This is a genomic window from Catenulispora rubra (assembly GCF_015356825.1).
In the GTDB taxonomy this organism is placed as follows: domain Bacteria; phylum Actinomycetota; class Actinomycetes; order Streptomycetales; family Catenulisporaceae; genus Catenulispora; species Catenulispora rubra.
The window spans coordinates 1-17,440 of the sequence record NZ_JAACYW010000061.1 but is presented as its reverse complement, the minus strand read 5'-3'; the positions used below and the strand labels follow the sequence as shown (position 1 = coordinate 17,440).

Annotated in this window: 10 protein-coding genes and 1 pseudogene; 3 read left to right on the top strand and 8 right to left on the bottom strand. The window is 69.6% G+C overall.

Annotated elements, in window-relative coordinates; translation table 11 throughout:
* Nucleotides 1–23: 23 nt before the first annotated feature.
* Complete coding sequence (locus tag GWK61_RS19115; RefSeq protein ID WP_194909905.1) at nt 24–1,310, bottom strand: MFS transporter; 1,287 nt, start codon at nt 1,308–1,310, stop codon at nt 24–26.
* 377 nt (nt 1,311–1,687) lie between these two features.
* Here GWK61_RS19115 and GWK61_RS19110 point away from each other — a divergent pair, with 377 nt between their 5' ends.
* Together GWK61_RS19110 and GWK61_RS19105 are read left to right on the top strand one after the other, a co-directional pair.
* A complete protein-coding gene (locus GWK61_RS19110; RefSeq protein ID WP_194909903.1) occupies nt 1,688–4,597 on the top strand; it encodes a tetratricopeptide repeat protein in 2,910 nt (969 codons plus the stop codon).
* 147 nt (nt 4,598–4,744) lie between these two features.
* Nucleotides 4,745–5,521: a hypothetical protein gene (locus GWK61_RS19105; protein WP_194909902.1), complete on the top strand. Its 777-nt coding sequence runs from the start codon at nt 4,745–4,747 to the stop codon at nt 5,519–5,521.
* Nucleotides 5,522–5,746: 225 nt separating this feature from the next.
* On the opposite strand, the gene GWK61_RS19100 is transcribed toward GWK61_RS19105, so the two are convergent.
* The 5 genes and pseudogenes from GWK61_RS19100 to GWK61_RS19080 form a co-directional block, all read right to left on the bottom strand.
* The gene (locus GWK61_RS19100; RefSeq protein WP_194909901.1) at nt 5,747–6,589 is read right to left on the bottom strand and encodes an MBL fold metallo-hydrolase; all 843 of its coding nucleotides are present in this window, start codon (nt 6,587–6,589) and stop codon (nt 5,747–5,749) included.
* 90 nt (nt 6,590–6,679) lie between these two features.
* Nucleotides 6,680–7,111 (bottom strand): Rrf2 family transcriptional regulator, encoded by a 432-nt coding sequence (locus GWK61_RS19095; protein ID WP_194909900.1) that lies wholly within the window; start codon nt 7,109–7,111, stop codon nt 6,680–6,682.
* A 24-nt stretch (nt 7,112–7,135) separates the two neighbouring features.
* Nucleotides 7,136–7,813: an alpha/beta hydrolase gene (locus GWK61_RS19090; protein ID WP_194909898.1), complete on the bottom strand. Its 678-nt coding sequence runs from the start codon at nt 7,811–7,813 to the stop codon at nt 7,136–7,138.
* A gap of 146 nt (nt 7,814–7,959) precedes the next feature.
* A pseudogene (locus tag GWK61_RS19085) lies at nt 7,960–8,133 on the bottom strand (TetR-like C-terminal domain-containing protein); the annotation flags it as partial.
* 71 nt (nt 8,134–8,204) lie between these two features.
* A complete protein-coding gene (locus tag GWK61_RS19080; protein WP_194909894.1) occupies nt 8,205–9,989 on the bottom strand; it encodes a fatty acyl-AMP ligase in 1,785 nt (594 codons plus the stop codon).
* A gap of 619 nt (nt 9,990–10,608) precedes the next feature.
* Here GWK61_RS19080 and GWK61_RS19075 point away from each other — a divergent pair.
* The gene (locus tag GWK61_RS19075; protein ID WP_194909891.1) at nt 10,609–11,547 is read left to right on the top strand and encodes a TauD/TfdA family dioxygenase; all 939 of its coding nucleotides are present in this window, start codon (nt 10,609–10,611) and stop codon (nt 11,545–11,547) included.
* Nucleotides 11,548–11,774: 227 nt separating this feature from the next.
* Here the strand turns inward: GWK61_RS19075 and GWK61_RS19070 are convergent, their stop codons facing one another.
* Complete coding sequence (locus GWK61_RS19070) at nt 11,775–12,668, bottom strand: TauD/TfdA family dioxygenase (protein ID WP_194909882.1); 894 nt, start codon at nt 12,666–12,668, stop codon at nt 11,775–11,777.
* Between the two features lie 69 nt (nt 12,669–12,737).
* Nucleotides 12,738–17,402: a non-ribosomal peptide synthetase gene (locus tag GWK61_RS19065; RefSeq protein WP_194909880.1), complete on the bottom strand. Its 4,665-nt coding sequence runs from the start codon at nt 17,400–17,402 to the stop codon at nt 12,738–12,740.
* Nucleotides 17,403–17,440: the final 38 nt, after the last annotated feature.

The window sequence follows — 17,440 nt, the reverse complement described above, 5'->3', positions numbered from 1 at the left end:
GACAACACGTTCGCATCGGATGGCTACGTGGCAACGAGCTGCGCCCGCTCCCCCAGCGCCTTCTCCGAGTCGTAGCGAAGCAGCGACGGAACCAGCGCGGCCAGCAGCCCGATGCCGGCCAGGCACGCCAGGCCGCCGGACACCACCGATATCCGCGGCGTGAAAGCCGTTGCCACCGCTCCGGATTCCAGGTCGCCGAGGCGTGGACCGCCGGCGACCACGACCATGTAGACGCCCTGCAGGCGGCCCTGGAGGCCCGGGGGCGTCACCACCTGCATCATCGTCGAGCGGTACACGGCGCTGACCTGGTCTGCGGCACCGGCCAGCGCGAGCATCAGCAGGCCGAACCAGAGCACGGAGGTGGCGCCGAACACCGCTATGGAGCCGCCCCAGACCACGATCGCCAGGATCACGCCGAGCCCCTGGCGCCGGACCCGGGTGATGAGGCCGCCGAGGCCGGTCATCAGCAGCGCGCCGGCGGCCGGGGCGGCGTACATGAGGCTGGCCGTGCCCGCGCCGCCGTGGTACTGGCCGAAGGCCAGCGCCGGGTACAGGGCCTTGGGCATACCGAAGATCATCGCGTTCACGTCCGCCAGGAACGAGGCCATGATGATCCGCTGCCCGCGCACGAAGCGCAGGCCCTGGAGCACCGAGGCGAGCCCGGCCCGGGGCGCGTCCTCGGCGGCGGGCAGCGCGGGCAGGCGCGCGACCGCGTAGAAGGCCGCGACGAACGACGCCACGTCGATCCCGTACGCCCACGCGAAGCCGCCGGCCCCGACCGCGACCCCGGCCAGCACCGGCCCCACGATCACCGAGAAGGTCATACTGCCGTAGGACAGCGTGTTGGCCGCGGGCAGCTTCTCGGGGCGCACCAGCAGCGGCGTGATCGAGCGCCGCGCCGGGTTGTCGACGGCCGCGAAGCCCGCCTGTACCGCGACACAGACGAACAGCAGCGGCACGCTCCGCAGCCCGGCGGCCGCCTGCGCCAGCAGCGCGACACTCACCGCCGTCGTCGCCACCGAGGTGGCCAGCAGCAGCTTGCGCCGCTCGACAGCGTCCGCGATCGCCCCGCCGTACAGGCCGAAGAACACCAGCGGCACCAGCGCCGCCAGGCTCACCAGCCCGACCTGCAACGACGAGTGCGTGATCGAGTACACCTGGACCGGCACGGCGACCTGCGTCACCTGCGTCCCGATCGACGACACCGCCTGCCCGGCGAACAGCCGGCGGTAGGCCGGCGACTCCCGCAGCGGCGTGATGTCCGAGACGGCTGCTCGGGCCGCTCGGCCCAGACGTGCGGTAAGGCTCACCGGGGCATGCTATCTGTGACGGCTGCGGCGAGTGGCGGCGAGCGGCGGACGTGGCGGCGGCAAGCGGCGGAGCCGGCGTGCTGATCGCCCCCGGCCAAAACGGCGGCGTCCGCCTCCCCACAGGTTTGTCCGCACGGACCATCGAGGTACTTCAGCAGGCGGCGCACGAGGTGTTCACCCGAGCACTGATCGATGCGCCGACAAACCCCCGTCAAAAGCCCTACCGTCATTCGCACGTGGACCCGCAGCCAGGACCTCGGTGTCGCCGACCGTGGCCGCCCGCCCATCGGAGTCGTCAAAGCACGGCGAGCGGCTCAGGGCTCCGTACTAGACTGCGCTCGGTTTATTCGGGTTCTTAGATACTCGGGGGTCGGACGATGGCAATCGATCCGCCGCGGCAGGCCGCAGGACCGTCTGACGACCTCGCCGCGGCGGCGGCGAAGGCGCGGTCGCTGGACGATCTGGCCGAGCTGTTGCGGGCCTTGCGGCGTCGGCATGCGCGTGCGCATCGGGACAGCAGCCTGACGTATCAGGAGTTGGCGAAGCGGACCGGGTGGTCGCAGACGGCCATCGCGGAGTACTTCACGGCCCGGACTCTGCCGCCGACCGATCGGTTCGACGCGCTGGTCGAGCTGCTCGGCGTGACGCCGGCCGAGTGGCGTGCCCTGGCCGAGGCCCGGGACCGGGTCGAGGAGATCCAGCGTCGGGCGAAGGCACGGCCCTTCGCGGATTCGCCCCCGACCGGCGTGCGTCCGGGAAGGACCGTGCCGCGCCAGCTGCCGGCGAGCACGTCGTTGTTCACCGGCCGCGAGGAGGAACTGGGGCGCCTCTTCGAGCTGATCGAGCTCGCCGCCGGCAAGCAGTCCCCGGGCACCGTGGTGATCTCCGCGATCGACGGGATGGGCGGCGTGGGCAAGACCGCGCTGGCTCTGCACGCCGCGCACCGTCTGGTCGAGCGCTTCCCGGACGGTCAGCTGTTCCTCGATCTGTACGGCTTCGCCGAAGACGCCGCGCCGCGCGAGCCCGGTGACGCGCTGGCCGTGCTGCTCGCCTCGCTGGGCCTGACGGCCGGGCAGATCCCGTCCGACGTCGACTCACGCGCGGCGGTCTATCGGGAGCGCCTGGCCGGCACACGGACCCTCGTCCTGCTGGACAACGCCGCCGACGAGGCGCAGGTGCTTCCGCTATTGCCGGCGGCGACGGGATGTCTGGTGTTGGTCACCAGTCGGCGCCGCCTGAAGGCCTTGGACGACGCCCTTCCGATTCCGCTGGACGTTCTGCCGTTGGAGGAGGCGGTGGCGCTGCTGCGCCGCGCTGCGAGATGGCCGAGCGAGCGGTCCGAGCAGGCCGAGCAGTCCGAGCGGTCCAAGCAGTCCGAGCAGCCCGAGCAGGCCGGGTGGGAGCACGTCGCGGAACTATGCGGTCGTCTTCCGCTGGCTCTGGTGATCGTCGGAGCCCTCCTGCGGACCGGCGGCAAGGCCTGGGACCTCGCACGGCTGATCGAGCGGCTCACTCCGGGACGGGAGGAAGACGCACTGGCCGGATACACCGACGAGGTCCGTAGCCTGCGCTCAGCGTTCAATCTCTCCTACAAGCACCTGAGCCCGGACGAGCAAGTCCTCTTCCGTCACCTCGGCTTGCTGCCCGGGCCGGTGGTCGACGGGTACGCCGCCGCCGCGCTGCTGGAAACCGATCCGGCGACGGCCGATCTGTCGCTTCAGCGCCTGGCCGACCACAGCCTGCTGACGGGCGTCTCACCCGGCCGCTACCGTCTCCACGATCTGGTCCATGCCTACGCGGGCACACTGGCCACGTCCCTGGACTCCGAACGCGATACGGCCCGAACCAGGCTTCTTCAGTACTACAGCCACACGGCCCAGACGGCCTCGGCCTCCATCGCCCGGCATCCCCGGCTCACACCGACGGGCCCGGCCCCGGCCTTCGCTCCCGACGTCCTCGAGCCGGAGGCGGCACGACGGTGGCTGCGCGCCGAGCACGGCAACCTGGATGCCGCCTTCGCGTTCGCGCTCGCTCACGGGCTCGACCGGCACGCGATCGATCTGGCCACGGGGCTGGCCGAGATCCTTCTGGCCGACGGCCCGTGGTCCCGTTCGCTGGAGATCCACCACGCCGCCGCCGAAATCGCCGAACGTCTGGCCCGGCCCGCCGATCTCGCCGCGGCGCTGGTCGACCTCGGACATGCGCGGTACCTGGCCGGCGACTACTCAGGGGCCTTCGATGCCCACAGCAGGGCGCTGGAGCTCCAGCACGCGCTCGGGAACCGCCGTGGACAGGCCGCCGCGCTTCACGGGATCGGTCGGGTGCAGTACATGACCGAGGACGATCCCGCCGGAGCCGTCGCGTCCTACAGCCGGGCGCTGGAGACGCACCGGCTGCTGGCCGACCGCCGCAATCAGGCCATCGCACTGACCGACCTGGCACGTGTGTGGTACTTCGCCGGGGATTCCCCCGCGAGTGAAGCGGCATACGTCGACGCGCTGGAGATCTTCCGCGCGTTCGGCGACCGTCTCGGCGAGGCGACCGCTCTGCACGGCCTGGGGCGCATTCACCAGCTGGCCGGCGCCTATCCCGAGGCACTCGATGCCCACGTCCTGGCGTTGGACATCTTCCGCGCACTCTCCGATCGCCTGGGTGAGGCCGCCGCGCTGACCGACGTCGGGGACGTGCGGCGCGCGACCGGAGATCGTCTCGGGGCGATCGAGGCCCACACCCGGGCTCTTGAACTTTTCCGCGGGCTCGGCAACCGCCACGGCGAGGCCGCCGCTCTCAACTACGTCGGCGATGTGCTGCGCGCGAACGGGGACTTCGCCGAAGCGCTCGACGCCCACGCACGTGCGCTGGAGATCAACCAAGACCTCGGCAACCGCGGCGGCCAGGCCGCGGCGTGGTTCGGGCTGGGGCGCGTCCGCCAGGTGACCGGCGATCACCCCGGCGCGCTCGATGCCCACACCCAGGCCATGGAGATCTTCCGCGCATCCGGGGCCCGTGGCGACGAGGCGCTGGTACTCAACTCCTACGCCGCCACCCTCGCCGCGAGCGGGCACCGTCCGCGCGCGCTCGAACTGTACCGGCAGGCCTTGGCAGTGCACCGAGAGCTGGGCAAGCCCGACGACGAAGCCATCTCCCTCGAAGGCATCGGCGAGCACTACCTGGCTGTCGGCGATCGCGCCGAGGGGCTGGACTACCTGCGGCAGGCACTGGAAATTTACCGGCGGCTCGGAATGCGTGCCGATGCCGATCGAGTCCAAGACCGGCTGGACGATTGAGGCTGCTGTCTTCGTCGATTTTCGGCGTTGTCCGGCCGCGTGCGGAATTCCCCGCTCGACCGGTTCGCGGACCCCACCATGGTCACGCGTCGCCACCGGCGCACCGCCTCGCCTCGGCGGTCCCACCCCGCGTCGAAGGGTTTTGTGATGAGGAAACGATTGGTTCGCACGGTCACCGCGGTACTGCTGGCCGGCGCGCTCGCCGTTCCGGCTGGGGCGGGCGCGGCGAGTGCCGCGGTGCGCAACCCCGCGCCGGCCCGCCCCGCCGATGTCACCGCCGTGATCGCGGTCATCCAGAAGATCTACAGCATCTATCAGCAGTACTTCAGCGGCGGCAGCAACGGCATCACCCTCCAACAGGCGACCACCGAGATCATCAACGCGATCAACTCGGCGCAGAACGCGATCATCTCGCAGATCGACCTGGTCGCCGCCGCCGACGTCCAGGGCTGCGCCAACGCCACCGTTATCGACTACGCCGACATGCCGGCCCTGACCCCGACCGCTCTCCAGACCTTCGCGATGAACGCCACCTCCTGCGCCACCGAAGCCGACAGCCTGCTCAACACCGTCACCGACGAGGGCGCGATCGACAAACTCGGCTTCGCGGTGAACATCGAAGGCCCGCTGGCCATGATCGCTCGCGCCTACGCCGGCCTGACCACCCCCGGGCTGCGCGCGGTCCTGATCGACGCTGAGAACGCCGACATCAACCGCGTGATCACCGACGCGAACTGCACCTGGTACAACGACACCGTCGAAACCATGGAAGTCGACTGCACCGCCTACAACGGCGACGTCGGCACGGCCGGACGGCTCTACCACGGCCGCCCCCCGGGCCAGGAGCTGTACAACACCGCGATGACCAACGCCGCCGTGCACACCAGCCGACCGATCGCGGTCGCCGCGCTGACGCAGCTTTAAGGTTCCGCTGTTCAATCAGGCCTTCCGCTCCGCACCTCGCGGAACGGAAGGTTTTGCGCTGGTTGCGTCCGGTTTCGATCATCTCGCCGGTCGGACACTAGGCCTGCCGAATACCCGGGTCTGGCAGGCCGTGCCCGGGTGGGACCGCGCCTGACGCATCCCCGTCGAGCGAAACCTGCACGGCCCCGTGGGAGCACCGATCGATCCCTCGCGGGCAACGGCGATTCACGCCATGACGGCCTTCGCGGAGTTCCACAACACGCCGCGGTTGATCCGGTCGGGGTGGCGGGCGAGCATCTCCTCGTACAGGTCCAGGTAGCCGGTCGCGTTCCCGGCGGCGGTGTCGAAGTCCTGGATGTAGCCGCGGGTGCGGGCGATGTCCGCGGGGCTGTCCGGGTCGCCGTCGCGCTTGTGACCGGAGACGACGGCGGTGGGCGCCAGCCGCTCGATGACGTCCAGCGCGTCGAGCCAGTCGCGGCGTCCGGTGCCCTTGGACTCGGCGAGGTACAGGTGCACATCGCCGTACACGGCGTCGCCGGCCACGACCAGGCCGATCGAGGGCACGTGCAGGGCGCTGGCGCTGTCGGTGTCGGTGTGCCCCAGTTCGATCGCGCGCAGCTGCTCGCCTTCCAGCTCGATGACATCGCCGGCCAAGGGTTCGGCGGTGACGTGGTCTCCCGAGATCTGGCCGGGGAAGCGCGGATCCCAGAACCCGTCGAACCACCGCGGGCCGTACTGGACCTCCATCAGCTCGGCGACGCGGGGCGTGCTTACGAGCCTGGCGCGGGGAAAGCGGTCGAGGATCGCCGGGGCGCCGAAGAAGTGGTCGCCGTGCGCGTGGGTGATGTAGATCGTGGTGAGGTTCTTGCCGGTCGCGGCCACCCAGCCGGCCAGCGCGCGGGACTCCTCGATGGTCATCAGAGGGTCCACCAGCACCGCGTCATGTTCACCGAAGATCAGGGTCGACGAGGTGGGCGACCACATTCGCCGCGCCTCACCCGGCGGCAGATCGTCGGAGACCGCAGGCTTGGACGGTGCCACGTAGACGGAGTACTGCAGCGTGTTCATGGATGCTCCTCGATCAGTAGTAACAACTCTTGTTACAACAAAGGGTGTGCAAAGAACCGGGTTACGGGTTGCGGGTTACCGAGCTTGGCGCTAGGGCGCGGCTACGGAATCGCGCAGTACATCGGCCACGCTGGTACGGGCCAACTGCGCCCGCAGAGCTTGCTCTGCGCCGTCGTACACCGGCCCCAGCGCGGTGCCGATGCCGTGGCCGACCGGACAGTTCTGGTTCGGAGTCGCCGAATGCATGGCGAACAGGGGGGCTTCCTCCACAGCCTCATACACCTCGGCCAGGCTGATCGACTCTGGCGCACGCCGCAGACGCCAGCCGGCCCCCGCGCCGCGCCGTGACTCGACGAGCCCGGCCTCGCGCAGGTCGCCCAGCAGCCGCCGGATCACGACCGGATTGGTGTTGACGCTGTTCGCGATCTGCTCCGAGGTGGCCACCTCGCCGCCCATCCGCTCGTTCAGGCCGATCCAGGCCAGGGCGTGCGCGGCGATCGTGAGCCTGCTGTTCGCTCCCACATCCATCCTCCTGACGTAACCATATCAGTTACAGTCATCGAGGGCGAGCGCATGGGAACGAACGAACGCCACCGCGTCGTCGATCTCCTGACCGGCCACATCGTGGCTCAGTCGCGGGTAGATCCGGACTGCGGCATCGGTATGCCGCCCCATCCACATCGACGTCCGCTCGATCGCCGACTCGGGGATCACCCCGTCGCGCGCACCGCGTCCCCAGAAGACCGGCGGGCGGAGCGTGGCCAGATCGGCATCACCGGGCTGGACGTCGTCCACCACGAAGCCCGCGAACTGGACGCCGTACGCGAAACGCCTGGGCTCGCGCCGGATCAGTTGCAGGACCATGGCGCCCCCCTGAGAGAAGCCGCCCAGGCCGATCGAGGAGAACACGGGCTGGCCGTCCAACCACCTCAGGACCGCGTCGGTTCTGGCGTTCGCCACAGTCGGCTGCGGATCGCCGATCGGGTTGCCCCTGCTCGGGAACCAGGCGAATCCGCCGGCTTCGGCGACCGGTGCCCGCAGCGACGCGACGACGATCTCGTCGCGAAGCCGCGGTTCCAGCAGTTCGTACAGGTGCGTCTCGTCGTAGCTCCAGCCGTGCATCAGGACCAGCAACGGCCGCCCCGCCCGTTCCTCTTCCGGAGCCGACCACAGCACAGCGTCGGCGTCGAGCGAACCGGCGCGGTCTCGTTCATAGCTGCTCATGTACGTGCTCGATTCATCGTCCGGCGCAGGCCGTGACACTCGGCTGTGTTCAACCAGCATGATTCGCCCCTCGCATGCCAGTCCAATACCTTCTTGAGCTCGTGTGATGCCTTCTGGGTATCAGCGCCCAAGATCTTCATAGCCTTCTAGCGCCGCAGTCCGGTGACGCCCTCTGCCACGCCGCGCCGGATCAGGTCCGCGGCGACGGCGCGGCGCGGGCGCAGCCACTGCTCGCGGATGGCCGTGGCGATCTCGTCCTGGGACTGGGCGTCGGCGATCAGAGCGCGCATCAGCGGACCTGCGGGGGTGTCGTCGAAGAGTCGCGCGGCGCTGGCCTACATCCACGCGAACCGGTTCACGATCCCGCGTGCGGTGCCGGTGCGGGTGGGCGTCACAGGGTTTCGGCTCCTGCGGTCAACCGCCGTACTGCCGGTTCGAGTTCGGTGTGCACGGCGGTGATCGCGCCGGCCAGGAAGCGATCGCGCATCGCGGCGCGGCGGATCTTGCCGCTGGTGGTGCGGTCGACGCTGCCGCGCCGCACCAGCAGGACGTTGCGGACCGGCGCACCGGTGGCGGCGGTGAGGCGGCGGATGACGGCTGCCGCGGCGGCGCGCAGTTCCTCGGCCGATACGGTCGGGCCGACCTCGTGCACCAGCACGATCCGCTCGTCGGGGGCCTGGACGCCGAAGGCGGCGCCGACGAACCTCTCCAGCGCGGGGTGGGCTGCGCGCGCCTCGTTTTCGAGGTCGTGCGGGTAGAGGTTGCGGCCATGGACGATCATCACCTCCTTGAGCCGGCCGGTGATGAACAGTTCGCCGTCCGCCAGGGCGCCCAGGTCGCCGGTGCGCAGCCAGCCGGGTCCGGTGTCGTCAGCGCCGGCGGGACGGGCGTGGAAGGTGCGGGCGGTGAGGTCGGGTTTGTCCCAGTAGCCCCGGCCGACGCTGTCGCCGCGCAGCCAGATCTCGCCGACCTCGCCGGCGGGCAGGGGGCACAGGGTGGCGGGGTCGACGATGAGGACGTCGAAGCCCTCGGGGAGTCCGACGCCGGTGATCTCCTTGCCGCGGCCGTCATGGGCGGGAACCAGCGCGGGGTGGTCGGCGTCGGCGAGACGCTGGGGGTCGACGACCAGGACAGTCGGCTGACGCGTCATGGCAGTGCCGCTGGCGTAGACGGTGACTTCGGCCAAGCCGTAGCCGGCGACGACGGCTTCGGGGCGCAGGCCGATGGGGGCGAACCGCTTGGTGAACGCGGCGATGGTGGGGGCGTGGATCGGCTCGGAGCCGTTGCACAAGAAGCGCAGCGGTGACACGTCGAGCCCGTCGAGTTGTTCGTCCTTGATGAGGCGCAGCGCGGTGCCGTACGCGAAGTTGGGGGCGGAGCTGGCGGTGGTCCGGAATTCGTTCATCATCCGGAACCATTCGACGGGCCTGCGGGCGAACGCCATCGGCGGCATCAGGACCGTTGTCGCGCCATGGAAGAGTGCGCAGCTGAGCTGAAAGAAGAGACCGAAGTCGTGGTGCAGCGGCAGCCAGCTGCCGAACGAGTCGTCATCGCTCAGGCCCCCCATGAAGGAGCTCAGGGCCGCGAGGTTCGCCTGGACGTTCCGGTGGGCGAGCATCACGCCCTTCGGGGTGCCCGTGGAGCCGGAGCTGTATTGGAGGACGGCGAGGGCGTCCTGGTCGGTGTGGCGGCCGTGGAGCGCCGCGGGGGGTGCCTCACCGGCCGGCACGGGGGCGGCGGCCCGGACGGGGAGGTGGCCCAGGCCCTGCGCGTGGAAGCGCTCGGTGAGGGTGTCGAAGTCCCCGGCGGTGCCGAAGACCAGTCCGGGTGCGCAGTCCGCGGCGATCGCGGCGACGCGCTGGGCGGCGCCGGCGGAGCCGGTCGCCGGCGGGGCGGGCACGGCGGTGACACCGGCCAGCAGGCAGGCGAGGTAGAGCTCGACGAACTCGGTGCCGGTGGGCAGCGCGATGAGAACGCGCTCACCGGGGGCCAGGTGCTGCGCCAGGTCGGCGGCGCGCAGGCCGGCCCGGCGGGCGAGTTCGGCGTAGCTGAGGCTTTCGTGCACGGCCTCGGTGGAGTCGCGGTAGATGGTGACCGCGGTCTTGTCGGGGTTTTGGGCGACGCGCGCGGCGAACGCGTCGCCGAGGTTCCGGTAGCCGGTCAGCTCGAAGGCCATTGCTTCCCCCTGGGCTTGGCGCTGCGTCGGTCTGGGCGGCGCACGGACAGCCACGGCTTGCGCCGCGCGGCTGGGCGGTGTCGTTCTCGACTGTCGCGATCAGGCTGTTCGACCGCAGCTCTGCCCACGGTTCCTCGGTCCGGTCCAGGCTTCCTGACATCCGGCCTCGCCGAACTCCGTCGGTTCCTGGCGGCGCAGACCACTATGCCCCAGCCACTGGCGATGGTGCCGGTGTTCAACCCGGTGCAAATGGTCAGCAGGGGTGTTCAACCACCGCCGTGCGCCAGTACCGCCGCGCCAAGGGCGACTGGAACTCCACCGACAAGCCGTGTCGGGCCACCCGCACCAGCCTCCAGATACCCAAGAGCTCCAGTTTCACCATGCGCCTCGCTTCACTATGGTGCAGGCCCGCTCGACTGATGAATCCTTGATGCTCGCCACGGCCACCGTTCAACTGCGTTGGCGCACCGGTTGAACGACGCCGGACATTCGCCCCGGTCTATCGGCACGGCCGACGCTCCCGGCAGGCGGCCGAACCGAATCAGTGCGTCCAATCGGGGCGCCTCGTAGGTTGAACGACTCGACGCCCAACCTCCCAACCACCAAGGAGATATCACCCATGAGCGTTCAGCAGGGCTGGGCACCGCACCTGTTCACGCCCGAGAGCACCGGTGCCGGCGCGACCACCCGGGGACTGACGCAGTACCTCGGCTCGGTCGCCGTCGGCGAACTGCTGGGCCGTCACCAGGCCCTGCTGTTCCGGGGTTTCGACGTCACTGAGACTTCCTTGGCGGACGTGATGCCCGCGCTGCTGCCCGAGCGCCTCGCGTACGTGCACGGCAACACGCCCAGGACCAAGGTTTCCGACAACGTCTACACCTCGACGGAGTACCCGCCCGACTACGCGATCTCCATGCACAGTGAGCTTTCCTACGCCCACGCCTGGCCCTCCCGACTGCTCTTCTGCTGCGTGCAGCCGGCTGCCACGGGAGGCGCCACTCCGCTGCTGGACGGCGCCTCCTGGCTGGCGGCACTCGACGAGCGGATCCGCGCGGACTTCGGCGGCGGTGTCCGCTACCAGCAGTACCTGCACGGTGGCAGGGGCTTCGGCAAGAGCTGGCAGGCGACGTTCGAGACGGACGACCGGGCGGAAGTCGAGAAGCTGCTGGCCGAGGCGGGCGTCAGCTGGGAGTGGACCGCCGGCAACGCGCTGCGGACGCGTCAGGTCCGGCCCTCGACGCTCCGGCACCCGACCACCGGTGAGGAGGTCTGGTTCAACCAGGCGGACCAGTGGCACCCCGCGACGCTCGGCGAGGAGACCATGCGCGAGCTCGCGGCCATCGTCCCCGCGGACGAGCTGCCGCAGTCGGTGACCTTCGCCGACGGCTCCCCCATCCCCGACGAGTACGTGCGCGCGATCCGCGAGAAGGGACTGGCGCTGGCCGTCGACGTCGACTGGCGGCAGGGTGACGTCCTGGTCATCGACAACGTCGCCGTCGCACACGGACGCAGGGCGTTCGCCGGAAGCCGCCGGGTCCTGGTCGCCATGTCGCGCTGAGAGCACCGGGCAGAACGCGGGAGCCCTGGTCCGCAGCCGGTGGACCAGGGCTCCCGGTTCGGGCGGCGGCGACCGGGGCGTCCACGCCGTTCTCCTGCGAGCCCGGGCTTCGCGGTGCCCACGAGAAGGGCGGGGTGGAGGGCCAGGTCGGCTACTGGCGCCGCGACTACCTGGCCCCGGTGCCGCGCAGAGCCGCACTCACCGAAGACGACTTTGTGGATCCGTGCTCAGGACCTGCGGCTGTGGCCCACCCGGGTCAGGATCCGGCGCTCTGTGTCGAGGAAGGAGCGACGCCCGTGCATGTACCGGGCGTTGTCCAGCACGACGATGTCGCCTGCCTGCCAGGCCATGTCGTAGGTGACCGCCTCCGCCTTCGCCGCGATGCCGCGCAGCAGCTGGTCGGGGAAGGCCGAGCCGTCGGCCAGCGTGGCGGTGCTTTTCGCGTCGCTCATGGTGACGATCACGGAGTTGCAGAATGCCTCACGGAGCCCGTCGCCGGGGCGGGTGACGAGGCTGGTCCGGTAGGCGCCCTTGAGCGTCTCCCCCTCGAACGTCCCGCTGAGGGAGCCGCCGTCGCGCGAACGGCCGTTGATCGCCTCGATCGCGGTGAGCGCCTCTTCCTGGGTGGTGACGCCCAGGAAGGAGCGCCAGCGTGCAGGGTCGACCTCCCACCTATAGACCAGTTCATTGGTTCGCAGGAAGTCGCGCGTCGCTTCGTCAAGGGCCTCGAACAGGACGACACCGTCGCACAGGATGGTCTGCCCGCCATCGGCCGACGGCGTCTGGCAGAGGAACATCAGCTGGTCGGGTGTGCCGGGCGCGTACGACAGCTCCCGGTGCAGCGGGATGTTGCCCTGGCCTTTGTTCACCGTCGCCGTCGCACCGTCCGCGCTCACCGGCTCACGTTGCATGTCAGCGACCGCGGGGTGTACCAGCCGAGTCATCAACTCGTCCGCCAAGGACTCGAACTCCGCCAGCGACCGACCGCCGGCCCGGCGCAGCAGTACCGCCCCACGAGCCCTGAGACCGGCGCGTACCTGTTCGGCCGAAGCCTCTTCGAGCAGCAGCGGGGCGCTGGCCTCCTGTACGCCCTGCGCCTGGTTGCTGAGTTCTGTTGTCATCTGTTTCTCCGGATGGTTGAAAGTCACGTGCGGGGTTGTGTGGCGTCAACGGCCTTGAAATGGCCCCACTTATCCGGCCTGAGCTGGCCCCCCTTCTCCACTCGCCGATGGGTTGTTCCGGCTTGAGGTGGCTCCGGGTGCCGGTTCGGACTCGGACTGGCCCCGCCGCAACCGGCCCGAGCCCAGCCACCCCTCGACTGCGGCCCACACCTCGCCCAGCGTGTGAGGCCGCACCATGTCGGCGTGCGTGTAGGGGAGGCTCACCTCGGTGATCTCCCCGGAGATGTACGGCTCCCACCGCTGCGCCCACGGCACATCGGTCGCCTTGTCCTGCGCCGCGACCACCACCAGGGCATCCCCGCCGAACCGACCGGCCCGGTGCTCCACCTGCAGCTGGCTGCAGTTCTCGAAGACGCCCATGACGCGGATCAGCTCCTCGTCCGAGATCCCGCCGAGGACAGCGCCCATATCCGCCCGGAGCTCCTGGAGCCTCTGGGCTCGCACGTCGTTCTCGCCGGACGCCGACGAGCTCGCCGGGTCGTCGGACCGGTCCGTCTCCCGAGCATCGCGGGATGCCTCGCCGACCGCGGCGGGATCCGCGTCCTGCTCCACCGGAAAGGTGTCCAGAATGACCAGCGCGGCCACCTGCTCACCCGCAGCCTGGAGTTGCACCGCGATCTCATGCGCCACCGTCCCCCCGAAGGAGTAACCCACCAGATGGTAGGGGCCGCTCGGCTGCACGGAACGAATCTGCTCGATGTACGCCGTGGCCATCTCCGCAGCAGAGGTCGCGAGTTCACTCGTGCCGTCGAGCCCGTCAGCCTGCAACCCGTAGAGCGGATACTCCTGCGGGATGTACCGGGCCAGCGGCAGGTAGCACCAGCTCGACCCGCTTCCGGGATGCACGAAGAAGAACGGCGACTCGCTGCCGCTCGGCCGGATGGAAAGCATGCCGCTGAGCGCGTCCTTGACCGACGACAAGGACAGCCTGCTGAGCAGTCCCGCCACAGTCGGGTTGGTGATCACGTCGCGCACCGTCACCGACACACCACGGGACCGCAGCTCCGCCGCCAGCGACACCGCCAGCAGCGAGTGCCCGCCCAGGACGAAGAAGTCGTCGTCGAGCCCGACGCTCGCCAACCCCAGCACCTTCGCGAACGCGTCGCACACGGTCTGTTCGAAGGCACTGAGCGAGCCGGCGCCGTGGGGAGCCTTCGCACTCACGGCATACTCCGGTGCGGGCAGGGCCTTGCGATCCAGCTTGCCGTTCACGGTCAGTGGCAGCGCGTCCAGCAGCACCACCGCCGACGGAACCATGTAGGACGGCAACCGCTCAGCAACGAATTCACGGACGGACGAAGCGAGTTCGGCACTGTCGCCGTCCGCCACGACATACGCGACCAGGCGCTTGTCGCCCGGCACGTCCTCACGGACCAGCACCACGGCCTGCTCCAGGCCCGGGTGCGCGGCCAGGACCGCCTGCACCTCACCCGGCTCGATCCGGAAACCACGAATCTTCACCTGCTCATCCGCACGACCCGCATACACCAGCTCGCCGTCGACGTTCCACCGCGCCAGATCTCCCGTGCGGTACAACCGCCCACCCGCCGGCCCATACGGATCGGCGACAAACCGCTCCGCCGACAGCCCCGGACGCCCCACATACCCACGCGCCAACCCCGCACCCGCCACATACAACTCACCAACCACACCCACCGGCACAGGACGCAACGCGGCGTCCAACACATAGACGCGCATGTTGTCCAACGGACGCCCAATCGGCAACACACCCTCCCCGTCCACCACGGTATGCGTGGCAACGAACGTCGTGGCCTCAGTCGGCCCATACCCGTTCACCACCACAATCTCCGGACACGCCGCCCGCACCCGAGCCACCGCCACCGACGACAACACCTCACCACCCGCCCACACCTCACGCACCCCAGCCAAACACCCCGGATCCTCCTCCACCACCAGCGCAAACAACCCCGCCGTCAACCACAACGCCGTAACCCCGAACGAACACACCACCTCAGCCAACGAAACCGCCGTCACATCACCGACCGGCATCACCACAACCCGACGCCCCGTCAACAACGGCACCCACAACTCCAACGTCGACGCATCGAAGGAATACGGCGAATGCAACAGCACCCGCTCCAACCCCACACCCGCGAACCGCCGATCCAACGCCAACGCCACCACATCCGCATGCGTCACCGCCACACCCTTCGCCCGACCCGTCGAACCGGACGTGTACATCACATACGCCAACTGACTCGGCGAACACGGAACCTCGACCGGCCCGGCAGTCGTCACATCAACCGGCCCGTCAACCGGCTCGGCAGTCGCCGCATCAACCGTCAACACCGCCAAGCCCAAATCGGCCGCCTGACCCCGCAACCCGGCATCGGTGAGGACCACCGAGGCACCCGTCTCACCAACGATCGTCCGACGATGCGCCAACGGATACCGAGCATCCAACGGAACATAGAAACCACCCGCCTTCACCACCGCCAACAACCCCACCACCAACTCCACCGACCGCTCCATCAACACCGCAACACCACACTCCGCACCCACACCCAGCTCAACCAACCGCCGCGCCACCGCATCAGCCCGCGCATCCAACTCCGCATACGACAACTCCACGCCACCGGACACCACCGCCACCGCATCCGGCGCCCGCACCACCTGCGCCGCAAACAACCCCGGCAACGTCAACGACGACGCCTCCACCTCGACCGCCGTGTCGTTCCACTCCTCCACCACCAGGCGACGCTCAGCCGCACCCAGCACATCCACGGCACTCAACCGCGTCCCCGGCTGCGCCGTCACCGTCTCCAGCACCTGGACCAACCAGCCCGCGAAACGCTCCGCCGTCCCCACATCGAACAGATCCGCCGCCGCGATCAGCCTCCCCCGGATGCCCGCCGGCTTGCCCCGCGCATCAAAGGCCTCACCAACAATCACTTCCAGGTCGAACTTCGCCGCCCCCAGACCCGCTTCAAGCGCCCCAGGCTGCAGCCCAGGCATCTCCAACCCTGCCGAGGCCGTGTTCAGCACCGTGAGCAGGACCTGGAACAGCGGGTGGCGTGCCATCGACCGGGCCGGCGCCAACTCCTCCACCAGCTTCTCGAACGGCACATCCTGATGCTCGAACGCCCGCAGACTGACCTCCCGCACCCGCTCCAGCACCTCGTCGAAACTCGGATCACCAGACAGGTCCGTACGCATCACCAACGTATTCACGAAGAACCCGACCAGATCGTTGAGCGCCTCGTCCATGCGCCCGGCGACCGCCGCCCCGATCGGGATGTCCGCGCCCGCGCCCAACCGGTTCAGGGTGACCACCAACGCCGCCTGCAGCACCATGAACAGGGTCACCCCCCGCTCACGCGCCACCTCCAGCACCCGCGCATGCAACTCGGCCGAGGCATCAACCAGCACCTCGTGCCCACGGTACGAGGCGACCGCCGGGCGCCGGCGATCGGCCGGCAGCTCCAACTGCTCCGGCACCCCCGCCAACGCCTCGCGCCAATACGCCACCTGACCGGACAGCACACTGTTCGGGTCCTGCTCGTCGCCGAGCAACTCTCGCTGCCACAGCGCATAATCCGCGTACTGCACCGGCAGCGGCTCCCACACCGGCGCCCGACCCGCGGCCCGCGCCGCATACGCCACCGACGCATCCCGCGCCAACGGCGCCATCGACCAGGCGTCCCCGGCAACGTGATGAACCACCACCACCAACGCGTGGTCGTCCTCGCCGAGCGTGAACAGCGTCGCCCGAAGCGGGATCTGCACGGCCAGATCAAACAGGTAGCCAGAGGCTTCGGCCACCGCGCCGTCCAGCTCCTGCGGCGCCACCTCGACCACCGGCATCTCGAAGCCGCACTCCTCCAGCGACAGCACCCGCTGGAACGGCTCACCATCCACCGCCAGCAGGACCGTGCGCAGCACCTCGTGCCGCCCGATCACGTCCCGCAACGCCTCAGCCATGGCCCCACGGTCCAACTCCCCGGTCAGCCGCAGCGCCAGCGGGATGTTGTAGGTGACGCTCGGACCCTCCAACTGCCCCAGGAACCACAGCCGACGCTGCGCGAACGACAACGGCACCCGCTCCGGCCGCGCCACCGGCACCAACGCCGCCCGGCCTTCGGTGACCGCCGATTCGGTCAGCCAGGCCGCGAGCCCGGCCGGCGACGGACGCTCGAACAGCATCCGCAGGGGCAACTCCACACCCAGCACCGCACGCACCCGGCTCACCAGCCGCATCGCCAACAGCGAATGACCACCCAGCGCGAAGAAGTCATCCTCCACACCGACCGCCGGCAGCCGCAGCACCTGCGCGAACGCCTGGCACAGCAACTCCTCCTGCACCGTCGCCGGCGCCCGACCCGCGCCGGCGGCGTACTCGGGGGCGGGCAGAGCCCTGCGGTCCAACTTGCCGTTCACCGTCAGCGGCAACTCCTCCAGCACCACCACCGCAGAGGGCACCATGTAGGACGGCAACCGCCCAGCCACAAACTCACGGACAACAGTGGCCAACTCGGTACTGTCGCCATCCCCGACGACATACCCGACCAGGTGCTTGTCGCCGGGGACGTCCTCACGGACGACGACGGCGGCCTGTGCCACCGATTCGTGCGCGGCCAGCACCGCCTGCACCTCACCCGGCTCCACCCGGAAGCCACGCACCTTCACCTGCTCATCCGCACGACCCAGATGCACCAGCTCACCCTCAACGGTCCACCGCACCAGGTCACCCG